9 protein-coding genes are annotated in these 13,045 nt (G+C 69.0%); 5 read left to right on the top strand and 4 right to left on the bottom strand.

Annotation, left to right across the window (positions count from 1 at the left end; all coding sequences use genetic code 11):
* Positions 1-92 precede the first annotated feature (92 nt).
* Positions 93-1,424: an acetyl-CoA C-acetyltransferase gene (locus tag ACLP4W_RS17950; protein WP_442388177.1), complete on the bottom strand. Its 1,332-nt coding sequence runs from the start codon at positions 1,422-1,424 to the stop codon at positions 93-95.
* A gap of 152 nt (positions 1,425-1,576) precedes the next feature.
* Between ACLP4W_RS17950 and ACLP4W_RS17945 the strand changes: the two genes are divergently transcribed.
* Positions 1,577-2,941 (top strand): 3-oxoacyl-ACP reductase, encoded by a 1,365-nt coding sequence (locus ACLP4W_RS17945; protein ID WP_442388175.1) that lies wholly within the window; start codon positions 1,577-1,579, stop codon positions 2,939-2,941.
* A gap of 10 nt (positions 2,942-2,951) precedes the next feature.
* Entirely contained in the window at positions 2,952-3,794 is an 843-nt protein-coding gene (locus ACLP4W_RS17940; protein WP_442388173.1) for a MaoC/PaaZ C-terminal domain-containing protein, read from the top strand.
* Positions 3,795-3,805: 11 nt separating this feature from the next.
* On the opposite strand, the gene ACLP4W_RS17935 is transcribed toward ACLP4W_RS17940, so the two are convergent.
* The 3 genes from ACLP4W_RS17935 to ACLP4W_RS17925 all read right to left on the bottom strand — a co-directional run bounded on the left by ACLP4W_RS17935 (position 3,806) and on the right by ACLP4W_RS17925 (position 6,926).
* Positions 3,806-5,038: a chloride channel protein gene (locus ACLP4W_RS17935; RefSeq protein ID WP_442388276.1), complete on the bottom strand. Its 1,233-nt coding sequence runs from the start codon at positions 5,036-5,038 to the stop codon at positions 3,806-3,808.
* Positions 5,039-5,076: 38 nt separating this feature from the next.
* Positions 5,077-5,718: a TetR/AcrR family transcriptional regulator gene (locus tag ACLP4W_RS17930; RefSeq protein ID WP_442388171.1), complete on the bottom strand. Its 642-nt coding sequence runs from the start codon at positions 5,716-5,718 to the stop codon at positions 5,077-5,079.
* 65 nt (positions 5,719-5,783) lie between these two features.
* The gene (locus ACLP4W_RS17925; RefSeq protein ID WP_442388169.1) at positions 5,784-6,926 is read right to left on the bottom strand and encodes a glycoside hydrolase family 3 N-terminal domain-containing protein; all 1,143 of its coding nucleotides are present in this window, start codon (positions 6,924-6,926) and stop codon (positions 5,784-5,786) included.
* Positions 6,927-7,073: 147 nt separating this feature from the next.
* Here ACLP4W_RS17925 and ACLP4W_RS17920 point away from each other — a divergent pair, with 147 nt between their 5' ends.
* The 3 genes from ACLP4W_RS17920 to ACLP4W_RS17910 form a co-directional block, all read left to right on the top strand.
* Positions 7,074-7,247, top strand: a complete 174-nt coding sequence (locus tag ACLP4W_RS17920) for a DUF2613 domain-containing protein (RefSeq protein ID WP_065443914.1) — start codon at positions 7,074-7,076, stop codon at positions 7,245-7,247.
* A gap of 55 nt (positions 7,248-7,302) precedes the next feature.
* A complete protein-coding gene (locus ACLP4W_RS17915; RefSeq protein WP_442388274.1) occupies positions 7,303-11,532 on the top strand; it encodes an alpha-(1->3)-arabinofuranosyltransferase domain-containing protein in 4,230 nt (1,409 codons plus the stop codon).
* An 85-nt stretch (positions 11,533-11,617) separates the two neighbouring features.
* Positions 11,618-13,045, top strand: a 1,428-nt coding sequence (locus ACLP4W_RS17910) for a lipase maturation factor family protein (RefSeq protein WP_442388272.1), incomplete at its 3' end; no start/stop codon positions are given.

Here is a 13,045-nt window from a genome sequence, read left to right as displayed (position 1 = left end):
CGGATACCCAAACACCGCCCGCCATTAACCGCATGTGACATATTTCATCGCGCCCCTTCAGGGTGGGTCCGACGCGGCTTCCGGCCGACGGGTCAGGCCTCGAGAATCGCGGCGACACCCTGGCCGCCGGCAGCGCAGATCGAGATCAGCGCGCGCAGTGGACCGCCGCGTTTTTCTGCCTTCTTCGCCTCTTTCTTTTCAAAGAGTTGCTTGGCGGTCTGAGCGAGGATCCGCCCGCCGGTGGCCGCGAACGGGTGACCGGCGGCCAACGACGACCCGTTGACGTTGAGCCTGGATCGGTCGATCGACCCCAGCGCGGCGTCGAGGCCCAGCCGCTCCTTGCAGTACTCCTCGGACTCCCACGCCTGCAGATGGGTCAGCACCACCGACGCGAACGCCTCGTGGATCTCGTAGAAGTCGAAGTCACTCAAGCTCAGCCCATTGCGGGCCAGCAGCCGGGGTACCGCGTAGGTCGGCGCCATCAGCAGGCCGTCGCGCCCGTTGACGTAGTCGACCGCTGCCGTCTCGGCATCCACCAGGTAGGCGAGCGGAGCCAACGAGTGGCCGGCGGCCCAATCCTCGGAGGCCAGCAACGCGACCGAAGCACCGTCGGTCAGCGGGGTCGAATTGCCCGCCGTCATCGTCGCGTCACCGGCCTTGACGCCGAAAACCGGGCGCAGGGTGGCCAGCTTCTCAACGCTGGCGTCGGGGCGCAGGTTATCGTCTCGGTACAGCCCCAGAAACGGCGTCACGAGGTCGTCGAAGAAGCCCCGATCGTAGGCTGCGGCCATGTTGCGGTGGCTGGCAACGGCCAACTCGTCCTGGTCGACGCGTTTGATCCCCAGCTGCTTGGCGGTGATGGCGGCGTGCTCGCCCATCGACAGGCCGGTGCGCGGCTCACTGTTGGCCGGAATTTCCACACCGAGGGTGGCGGGCAGCGTGCCGACCAGCTTCAGCCGTTGAAGATTGGACTTGGACCGGCGCAACTTCAGCAGGTGCCGGCGCAGGTTATCGCCCAGGGCGATCGGCGGGTTGGAGGTGGTGTCCACCCCGCCCGCGGCCGCCACGTCGTAGCGGCCGGCCGCGATGCCGTCGGCCGCGGCGATCGCTGCCTGCAGGCCGGTGCCGCAGGCCTGCTGAATGTCGAACGCCGGTGTGTGCGAAGACAGCTCGGAGCCCAGCACGCATTCACGCATCAGGTTGAAGTCGCGGCTGTGCTTGAGAACGGCGCCGCCGACCACGACGCCGAGTCGTTCGCCGGCCAGCCCGAACCGGTCCACCAGCCCGCCCAGAGCCGCGGTGAACATGTCCTGGTTGGACGCCTCGGCGTAGGCGCCGTCCGATCTGGCGAACGGAATGCGATTGCCGCCCAACACGGCGACTTTCTGCCTGGACGGGCTGGTCTTCGAACTCGCAGGGGCCACTATTTCTCTCCGGTCATCAGTTTTGGATCGGCCGTTGGACGCCATACTACCGACTGTTCTTACTCTGCAGTAAGTTCGTCCCCGATACGGTTGCCCTAAACGGACACTCCCGGACCTAGAACGAACCTCGAAAGAAAAAGGAAGGCAGCTCAGTGGCTCCCAAGCGCTCGTCCGATCTGTTTTCGCAGGTTGTCAACTCCGGCCCCGGATCGTTTGTGGCAAAGCAACTTGGTGTTCCGCAACCCGAGACACTTCGCCGTTATCGGCCCGGCGATCCGCCACTGGCCGGATCCCTGCTGATCGGAGGTGACGGCAGGGTGGTCGAACCGCTGCGTGCGGCGCTGGACAAGGACTACGACCTGGTGGGCAACAACCTGGGCGGCCGCTGGGCCGACCAGTTCGGCGGGCTGGTATTCGACGCCACCGGCATCACGGCGCCGGCCGGCCTGCGGGGGTTGCACGACTTCTTCACGCCCCTGCTGCGTAACCTCGGCCGCTGCGCACGAGTCGTCGTCGTCGGCACCACGCCCGACGCCGCCGCCGGCACCGACGAGCGGATCGCACAGCGCGCGCTGGAGGGCTTCACCCGCTCGCTGGGCAAGGAGCTGCGCCGCGGTGCCACCGTGGCGCTGGTGTACCTGTCGCCGGCCGCCAAACCGGCCGCGACCGGCCTGGAATCCACCTTGCGGTTCATCCTGTCGGCCAAATCGGCCTACGTCGACGGCCAGGTCTTCTATATCGGGGAGGCCGACTCCACACCGCCGGCCGACTGGGAACGACCGCTGGACTCCCAAGTCGCCATCGTGACCGGCGCGGCCCGTGGCATCGGTGCGACGATCGCCGAGGTGTTCGCCCGGGACGGGGCCCGCGTCGTCGCGATCGACGTGGAATCCGCCGCCGAGACCCTGGCCGAGACCGCCAGCCGGGTCGGGGGCACCGCGTTATGGCTCGACGTCACCTCCGACGATGCCGTCGACAAGATCACCGAGCACCTGCGCGACCACGACGCCGGCCACGCCGACGTCTTGGTCAACAACGCCGGCATCACCCGCGACAAGTTGTTGGCCAACATGGATGACGCCCGCTGGGACGCCGTCTTGGCCGTCAACCTGCTTGCCCCGCAACGGCTTACCGAAGGCCTGATCGGGAACGGCAGCCTCGGCGAGGGCGGCCGGGTGATCGGGTTGTCGTCGATGGCCGGCATCGCGGGCAACCGCGGCCAGACCAACTACGCCACGACCAAGGCCGGGATGATCGGCCTGGCCCAGGCGCTGGCGCCGACGCTCTACGAAAAGGCCATCACCGTCAACGCCGTCGCACCGGGTTTCATCGAAACCCAGATGACCGCCGCCATCCCGCTGGCCACCCGCGAGGTGGGCCGCCGAATGAACTCGCTGCTGCAGGGCGGGCAGCCGGTCGATGTCGCCGAGACCATTGCCTACTTCGCCAGCCCGGCTTCAAACGCGGTGACCGGCAACGTCATTCGGGTTTGCGGCCAGGCCATGCTGGGCGCGTGAGGAGAACGCGATGAACCAGCCAAGCGGCCTGAAGAACATGCTGCGCGCGGCGGCCGGGGCCTTACCGCTGCTGCCCCGCGGAGGGCAACCGCCCGGCCGCACGGTGGCGGTCGAGGAATTGCCCATCGACCACGCGAACGTGGCCGAGTACGCGGCGGTCACCGGGCTGCGCTATGGCAACAACGTCCCGCTGACCTATCCGTTCGCGTTGACCTTTCCCGCGCTGATGTCGTTGGTGACCGGATTCGACTTTCCTTTCGCCGCAATGGGATCGGTGCACACCGAAAACCACATCACGCAATACCGCCCGATCGGGGTGACCGACACGGTCGGCGTGCGCGTGCATGCCGAGAACCTCCGCGAACACCGAAAGGGCCTGCTGGTAGACCTGGTGACGGACGTCAGCGTCGGCAATGACACCGCGTGGCACCAGGTGACCACCTTCCTGCACCAGCAACGCACCAGCCTGTCCGACGAGCCCAAACCGCCGCCCCAGAAACAGCCGAAGCTCCCCCCGCCCAGCACCGTGCTACGGATTAGCCCCGGCCGCATCCGGCGCTACGCCGTCGTCGGCGGCGATCACAACCCGATCCACACCAACCCGATCGCCGCCAGGCTGTTCGGATTCCCGACGGTCATTGCGCACGGGATGTACAGCGCCGCAGCGGTATTGGCCAACATCGAGGCTCGGCTCCCGGACGCGGTGACGTATTCGGTGCGGTTCGGCAAGCCGGTGCTGCTGCCCGCCACCGTCGGGCTCTACGTCGACGACCGCGATGACGGCTGGGATCTCTCGTTGCGCAACATCGCCAAGGGATATCCGCACCTGACCGGTACGGTCCGGGCTCTCTAGCCCGGATGCCGCTACCGGCGACCCAGCGCAAGCACCTTCAATCCGTATGCGCCGCAAGCGGTCACCAGGAAGACCAGGAAAAGCCAAAGCGGGGGATGGGCGAGCTCCCAGACGAAGATCGCCGCCCAGATCGGTGAGTCCTGGGTGACCGCGAGCACCCCGGCGGCGCCGGCCAGCGAGACCGCCGGCCCGTGCAGGTGTGTCCCGGCCGCCCAGTTGATCGTCAACACGAGCGCCGCGCCGGCCGCCGCGCCGGTGGCCAGCGACGGGGTGAGCATTCCGCCGGCCCCACCGGCGCGCAGGAACATCGCGGTCAGCAGCGGTTTGAGTACCAGAATCGCCAATGCCGCAGACAGAGTCAGCCCGCTGGCGAGGCTGACGGTCAAAATGCTTCGACCATTGCCCGGCAATTCGGGCCACCGGACCGAGCAGATACCCATCACCAAGCCCGCGCCAGCCAGCGCGGGCACCAGCACCCAGGTCCGCATCTGGCCGGCCGGCCGCGCGGCCGCCATGAGCCGGTTGAACGCCAATCCCACCGCCAGGGTCAGCGGCGCCAAGATCAACGCGTGTGCGGTCAGCAGATACGACGACTCCGCGCTGGGCCAGTCCAGTGCGGGTTGATCATGCGTGACGGCGGAGCCGATCGCGACGGCCAGGCTGGATGTGAGCAATGCCGCACCCAGCGCCCGCGGATGCCAGCTGTTCAGCATGATCCGTGCGGAGAACAGCGCGCCGCCCAGCGGAACGGCGTAGACGGCTCCGAGCCCGGCCCCGGCCGCGCACGCCAATAAAATCTCGCGATCGCCGCTGGAGAGGCGCCTGAGCCAGCCGGTGGCCAAATCGCCTAACGCCGCCGCGAATTGGCGCGGAGCTCCTTCCCTGCCGAGGGAAGCCCCGGAGCCGACCAGCACGACCTGCAGCAGGGCATCGATGCTCCATGACAGCCGGGGTATCCGCTCACGGCGGGCGATGGTCTCGGCCAGTGGCGGCACGGCGGCTCTGCGGCGCAGGATCCACCAGCCCAGCCCCGCCAGCCCGCCGCCGACCATGGGCCCGAGGGCGCGGCGCACCGGACTGCTGCCGGTGATCCCGACGAGCAATGTGCCGAATGTGTAGTGGTACGTGAGGTGTTGAACGAAGCGCAGCACCGCCGTCGTCGACAAGCCGGCGACCCCGGCCAGCAATCCGACGATGATCACCGCGCAAAAGAAGTCGAGGTTGCGGCGAGCCACCGGACGAATGTATGTCACTCGCCGCGCGGGCGCCTGACGGCGCCTTTTCAGCCGACGGCGGCGTTGGGGCCGTCGGCCCCGGCCGCGGCTTCCCGATCCTCCGGCGCGCCCCTGAGGCCGTGCCAGAACAGATCGATCATCAGCTCGGCCGCCTCATCGACGTCGATGTCGCCGGTGCTCAGCCGGGTGGCCATCGCCTCACCGGCGCCCACCAGCGCCACGGCCATCATCTCGTACTCACGGTCCGGTCGCGGGTTGCGACTGCCTGCCCGCGTCAGCCCGGCGACCAGCTCGATGATCTCCTCGCGGCCCTCGCGCACGGTGTGGGCGAACGTCTGCGAGCTAATGGCCTGCGTGTACATCACGATCCAGGACGCCCGGTTCGCGTCGATGTAGCGCAGGAACGACACGATGGTGTTGCGCAGCAGGTCCCTCGGGCTCTGGGTGAAGTCGATGTCGGCGCGCACCGCGTCGATGAACCGGCTCATCTCGCGGTTGAGGCAGGCGCCGAACAGGTCCTCCTTGGAGCCGTAATACAGGTACAGCATCGGCTTGGAGATCTGCGCCTCGGCCGCGATGGTGTCCATCGAGGTCTCGTGGTAGCCGTTGATCGAGAACATCTGCACGGCGGCGTCGAGCATCTGCTGCTCCCGGACAGCTCGCGGTAGCCGCTTGGTACCACCCGCCATCGCTGTGCCTCTCTAGCCCGTCTATCTGACTCCAGGGTAAAGAATGCGTTGCCGCCGCACACGCGTTAGTGCCCACACTTGGGGCTGTGACCCTTCATCGTCGCCACCCGGACTACCGAGGAGTCGACGGCGGGCATCGTCAATTCGCCTGCGGCCACTGCTTTTTCGAGCCGATCCAGGACCGCGGGGACCTCGTCGGTGGTGACCCACAGTGCGACGTCGATGCCGGCCTGCAGGGAGCGAAGCACCGCCTCCGATACCCCGAACCGATCGGAGATCGCGGCCATGCTGGACAAGTCGTCGCTGAACACCGGGCCGTCGAAGGGCGGGGCGCCGTAGCCGGTGCCGTTGCGAAGCAACTGCACCGCCGCCGGGCTCAGACTGGCCGGGAGGTCGTCGGTCAGGCCGGGAACCTGCAAGTGGCCGACCATCACCCCGACCGGGGCCGCGGTCACCAACGTCCGGTAAGGCACCAGGTCAACGCTTTGCAGGTCGCTCAACGGCGGCGTGACCACCCCGCCCTGGTGCGAATCACCCGAGCCATGCCCGTGACCGGGGAAATGCTTGAGCACCGGTAGCAGCCCGGCGTCCCGCAGACCCTGCGCGTAGGCCCCGGCGTAGGCGGTGACGGTATTGGGATCGCCGCTGAATGAACGGTCCCCGATCACGCCGTCCGGGGCGTCGGTGACGTCGACGACCGGGGCGAAGTCGATGGTGATGCCCAGGTCACGCATCTTTTTGCCGCGGTCGGCCGCCAAATCGTGAACCTGGGTGACCGTTTGGGTCTGCGCCAGCTCCCGGGGCGACGGCGCCGGGCCGAGCAGCGCGCGCAACCGCGACACCCGGCCACCCTCTTCGTCGACGCTGACCGCCAGCGGTAGCGGCCCCGCCTTGGACGCGATGTCGGCCAGCGGGCCGTTGAAGATCGACAGGTCGGTCCAGCTTCCGATGAAAATGCCGCCGACGTGGTAGCCGTTGACCACGGCCCGGGCGTCGTCGGCGTTCTTCACGCCCACCATGAGCAGCTGGGCCAACTTGTCGCGGATCGGCATGGCGGTCGGGTCCCCGCACACCGGCGGCGCGGGCGCGGCCGCCGGCTTGCTGGCCGTGGTCGACGAGGGGCTTGCAGGCCGTGCGGCATGGTGGCCGCAACCTGCCACCAGCGCCGAAGCGGCGGCGAGCACGGCCAGGGCGCGCGGAAAAGGCATCGGGCCATGTTTTCACGGCCGGGCCCCGGCCTTCGGATCCGGGGCGCGTGACGGCGCTTCTGCTAGGTTGGCGCTAGGTTGCAGCGCACGACCGCAAACCCCCGCAAACCCCCCTGCAAGCCCCCGCAAAACCGCTAGGAGCAATCGATGAACCGGATCATCGCGCCCGCCGCTGCGAGCGTGGTGGTTGGTCTGTTGTTGGGCGCGGCCGCGATCTTCGGGATCACTCTGATGGTGCAACAGGACACAAAGCCGCCACTCCCCGGGGGCGATCCGCAGTCGTCAGTGCTCAACCGGGTCGAGTACGGCAACCGTAGCTAGCCGCGCGGCGGGGGCGACGCGGGCGCAGCCTGCGGGACCGGCCCCGGCCCCGCCGCTGTCCCGCCGGTGGTTGCTGTTGGTCGGGGCCACCGCGCTGGTGTTGACGTTTGCGCAATCCCCCGGGCAGATATCCCCGGACACCAAACTCGACCTCACCGTCAACCCATTGCGTTTCCTGGCCCGCGCCACCAACCTGTGGAACAGCGAACTGCCCTTCGGGCAGACGCAGAACCAGGCCTACGGCTACCTGTTTCCGCACGGCACCTTCTTCCTGGTCGGCCATCTGCTGGGAGTGCCCGGATGGGTGACCCAGCGGCTGTGGTGGGCGTTGCTGCTCAGCGTCGGCTTTTGGGGCCTGCTGCGGGTCGCCGAGGCGCTGGGCATCGGCAGCCCGGCGTCACGCGTGATCGGCGCGGCGGCGTTCGCCCTGTCGCCGCGCGTGCTGACCACGCTGGGATCCATCTCGTCGGAAACGTTGCCGATGATGCTGGCGCCGTGGGTGTTGCTGCCCACCATCCTGGCGTTGCGGGCTGCGAAGACGGACGGGACAAATAGGTCGGTGCGCGCCCTCGCCGCGCAGGCCGGGTTCGCCGTCGCATTGATGGGCGCGGTCAACGCCATCGCGACGCTGGCCGGTTGCCTGCCCGCGGTGATCTGGTGGGCAAGTCACCGGCCGAACCGGTTGTGGTGGCGCTACACCGCGTGGTGGGTATTGGCCCTGTGCCTGGCCACGCTGTGGTGGATCGTCGCGCTGGTTTGCCTGCGCCACGTCAGTCCCCCCTTCCTGGACTTCATCGAATCCTCCGGCGTGACAACGCAATGGTCGTCACTGACCGAGATACTGCGCGGCACCGACAGCTGGACCCCGTTCGTGGCGCCGACCGCCACCGCGGGCGCGCCACTGGTCACCGGATCGGCGGCCATCCTGGGCACCTGCCTGGTCGCGGCGGCCGGGCTGGCGGGGCTGGCCAGCCCCGGGATGCCGGCCCGGGGACGGCTGGTGACGATGCTGTTGGCCGGGGTGGTGTTGATGGCCGCCGGCTACAGCGGCGGGCTGGGCTCGCCCCTGGCCCACCAGGTGCAGGCGTTCCTGGACGCCGGTGGAGCGCCCTTCCGCAACGTGCACAAGCTGGGGTCGGTGATCAGGATCCCGATCGTGCTGGGCATCGCGCAGCTGCTGGGCCGGGTACCCCTTCCCGGCTGCGCGCCGCCGTCGGTGTGGCTGCGCGCGTTCGCTCACCCCGAGCGCGACAAACGGGTCGCGGTAGCGGTTGTGGTCCTGACGGCGTTGATGGTCAGCACCTCGCTGGCGTGGACGGGTCGGCTCACGCCGCCGGGCGCGTTCACCGCGATACCGAAGTACTGGCACGAAGCCGCCGAGTGGCTCGACGAAAACAACACGGGGACACCGGCTCCCGGACGCGTGCTGGTGGTCCCGGGAGCGCCGTTCGCCACCCAGGTGTGGGGCACCAGCCACGACGAGCCGCTGCAAGTGCTCGGGAGCAGCCCGTGGGGGGTGCACGACTCGATCCCGTTGACCCCGCCGCAGACCATCCGGGCGCTGGATTCGGTGCAACGCCTGTTCGCGGCCGGTCAACCCTCGGCTGGCCTAGCCGATACCCTTGCCCGCCAAGGCATTTCCTATGTGGTGCTGCGCAACGACCTGGATCCCGATACGTCGCGCTCGGCACGCCCCATCCTGGTGCACCGCGCCATCGAAGGCTCGCCGCGACTGCGGAAGGTGGCGCAGTTCGGCGCACCGGTGGGACCCGGCACGCTGGCGGGCTTCGTCGCCGACAGCGGGCTGCGCCCGCGATACCCGGCCGTCGAGATTTACCGAGTGATCTATCGCGTCGTCGTTGATGGTGACCCCGGCGCGCCCTACTTCGTCGACACCGACGGGCTCGCCCGGGTCGAGGGCGGGCCGGAGGTGCTGCTGCGTCTCGACGAGCGGCGACGGCTGCTGGGCGGGCCGCCGCTGGGCCCGGTGCTGATGACCGCGGACGCGCGGGAGGCCGGATTGCCGGCGCCCAACATCACCGTGACCGATACCCCGGTGGCCCGCGAGACCGACTACGGCCGCGTCGACGAGCACTCGTCGGCGATCCGGGCCTCCGGTGACGCCCGCCGTACCTACAACCGAGTTCCCGACTATCCGGTCCCGGGCGCCAACACGGTATTCGGCGCCTGGACGGGCGGGCGGATTACGGTGTCGAGCTCGTCATCGGATTCCACAGCGATGCCCGACGTCGCACCGGCGACCTCCCCCGCCGCCGCCATCGACGGTGACTCGGCGACCGCGTGGGTGTCCAACGCACTGCAGGCCGCCGTCGGGCAGTGGCTGCGGGTGGATTTCGACCACCCCGTGACCAACGGCGCCATCACCGTCACGCCGAGCGCCACCGCTGTCGGCGCCCAGGTTCGCCGCATCCTGATCGAGACCGCCACCGGCAGCACCACCCTGCGGTTCGACGAGCCGGGCAAGCCGCTCACCGCGGCGCTGCCTTACGGCGAAACCCCCTGGGTGCGGCTCACCGCCGCCGGCACCGACGACGGGTCCGCCGGCGTGCAGTTCGGCATCACCGATCTGTCCATCACCCAGTACGACGCGTCCGGATTCGCCCACCCGGTCAGCCTGCGGCACACCGTGCAGGTGCCCGGGCCGCCGGCGGGTTCGGCGATCGCCGGCTGGGACTTGGGATCGGAACTGCTCGGCAGGCCGGGCTGCGCCCGGGCACCCGACGGCGTGCGCTGCGCGGCGTCGATGGCGCTGGCGCCGGAGGAGCCGGTCAACTTCAGCCGCACGCTGACCGTGGCGGCCCCGGTGTCGGTCACGCCGACGGTGTGGGTGCGGCCGCGGCAGGGACCCAAACTGGCCGATCTGATCGCCGAGCCGAACACCACCCGGGCCCAGGGTGATTCCGACGTGGTGGACGTCCTGGGCTCGGCCTATGCGGCCGCCGATGGCGACCCGGCCACCGCGTGGACCGCGCCACAGCGGGTGGTGCAGCACAAGACCCCGCCCACGTTGACCCTGACGCTGCCGCGGCCCACCGAGGTCACCGGGCTGCGCCTGGTTCCCACCCGGTCAACGCTGCCCGCGCACCCGACGATGGTGGCCGTCAACCTGGGCGACGGCCCACAAGTGCGTGAGTTGAAGCCAAGCGAACCGCAAACCCTGTCACTCAAACCCCGGGTGACCGACACCGTCAGCGTCAGCCTGCTCGACTGGGAAGACATCATCGACCGCAACGCGCTGGGCTTCGACCAACTCAAGCCGCCAGGGCTGGCCGACGTCGCGGTGCTGGGCGCCGACGGCAACCCGATCGCGCCCGCCGACGCCGCCCGCAATCGCATCCGTGAGATCACCGTCGACTGCGAGCACGGCCCGGTCATCGCGGTCGCGGGCCGGTTCGTGCATACCTCGATCCACACCACCGTCGGCGCCCTGCTGGATGGCGAACCGGTTCGGGCGCTGGCCTGCGAACACGAGCCGATCGCGCTGCCGGCGGGCCAGCAGGAGCTGTTGATCAGCCCGGGCGCTCAGTTCGTCGTGGACGGAGCCCAGCTGTCAACACCGAGTGTCGCCGAATTACCCGAAGACACCGGCCCCCCGCCGGTTCGCGCCACCACCGGAGCGTGGGGTCCGAGTCGTCGCGAGGTGCGCGCCCCCGCGTCGGCCACCTCCCGGGTGCTGGTCATCCCCGAAAGCATCAACCCCGGCTGGGTGGCGCGCACCAGCACCGGGGCCCGATTGACACCGGTCGCCGTCAACGGGTGGCAGCAGGGCTGGGTGGTGCCGGCGGGGAACCCGGGCACCATCACGCTGACCTTCGCCTCCAACGCGCTTTACCGGGCCGGGCTGGCGGTGGGGCTGGCGTTGTTGCCGCTGCTGGCCATGCTCGCGTTGTGGCGCACCCGGCGGGGGCGTGACGGCGACGAGCCCGCACGACCATGGACATCGGGGCCCTGGGCGGCGGTCGCGGTGCTGGCGGCCGGGGCGGTCATCGCGGGCGCGGCCGGGGTGGTGGTCGTCGGCGCCGCCCTCGCCCTGCGGTACGTCCTGCGCCATCGGCAGCCGTGGCGCGACGGTGTGACGATCGGGCTGAGCGCGGGCGGGCTGATTCTGGCCGGGGCGGCACTCTCTCGGCATCCGTGGCGGGCGGTCGGCGGTTACGCCGGCCATTCCGCGAATGTGCAACTGCTGGCACTGATTTCGCTTGCCGTGCTCGCCGCTTCGGTAATCACCGTGCCCGAGTGGGTGCGCCGACCTCGTAACGAATGACATTCGGCTGTTGGCTACCGGTTTTCCTGCTGGTTGACTGGCTATACAGCTCCGTATGAACGCCACCGTCCAAGGAGTTATCGCCATGGGATGGTTCTCGGCACCCGAATACTCGCTGGGCAGACTGGTGCTCGAGCGCGGCGTCGCGGCCATCTACCTGATCGCGTTCGTCGCGGCCGCACTACAGTTCCGGGCCCTGCTCGGCGAGCACGGAATACTGCCGATACCACGGTTTTTGGCCGGACAGTCGTTTTGGAGAACGCCGAGCGTCTTTCATCTGCGTTATTCCGACCGGCTGTTCGCCGGCGTCTGCTGGCTCGGCGCGGCGCTGGCGGCTGCCATCGTCGCCGGGGTGGCCGACCTGGCGCCGCTGTGGGCCGCGATGCTGATGTGGCTGACGCTGTGGGTGCTCTACCTTTCCATCGTCAACGTCGGGCAGGCCTGGTATGCGTTCGGCTGGGAGTCGTTGCTGCTCGAGACCGGGTTTCTGATGGTCTTTCTCGGCAACGACCGGGTGGCGCCGCCGATGCTGACGCTATGGATGGCGCGGTTGCTGCTGTTCCGGGTCGAGTTCGGCGCCGGCCTGATCAAGTTGCGCGGCGACCCGTGCTGGCGCGACCTGACGTGCCTGTACTACCACCACGAGACCCAGCCCATGCCGGGGCCGTTGAGCTGGTTCTTCCATCACCTGCCCAAGCCGCTGCACCGCGTGGAGGTGGCGGGCAACCATTTCGCCCAGCTGATCGTCCCGTTCGGGCTGTTCGCGCCGCAACCGGTGGCCGGCGTGGCCGCGGGGTTCGTCGTGGTCACCCAGCTGTGGCTGGTGGCGTCGGGCAACTTCGCCTGGCTCAATTGGCTGACGATCGTTCTGGCGTTCAGCGCCATCGACGACTCGTCGGCAGCCACTCTGCTGCCGGTTCCCGCGCACCCGGCGTGGCCGCCGTCGCCGCTGTGGTTCGCCGGGCTGGTGATTGCGTTCACCGGCGCGGTGCTGTTATTGAGCTACTGGCCGGTGCGCAACATGCTCTCCTCGCGACAGCGAATGAACATGTCGTTCAACCCAGTTCATCTGGTCAACACCTACGGCGCCTTCGGCAGCATCGGCCGCTCCCGGCGAGAGGTGGTGATCGAGGGCACCGATGAGGAAAGGCTCACCCCGCAGACCGTCTGGAAGGAATACGAATTCAAAGGCAAGCCCGGTGCGCTGCGCAAGCTTCCCCGTCAGTGGGCGCCGTATCACCTGCGCCTGGACTGGCTGATGTGGTTCGCGGCAATCTCGCCGGGCTATGCCCAGCCGTGGCTGACGCCGCTGCTGCAGCGGCTGTTGCGCAACGATCGGCCGGCGCTGCGCCTGTTGCGACGCAATCCCTTCCCGGATGCACCGCCACGCTATGTGCGCGCGCAGCTCTATCGGTACCGCTTCACCACACTGACCGAGCTGCGCCGCGAACGGGCGTGGTGGCACCGCACGCTGATCGGCGGATACGTCCGGCCCATGACGCTGCAGAAAGTG

The sequence above is a fragment of the Mycobacterium sp. genome (assembly GCF_052145595.1).
Classification (GTDB): Bacteria; Actinomycetota; Actinomycetes; order Mycobacteriales; family Mycobacteriaceae; genus Mycobacterium.
Note: the sequence above shows the minus strand (reverse complement) of the source record. Positions and strands in the feature narration are given on the sequence as shown.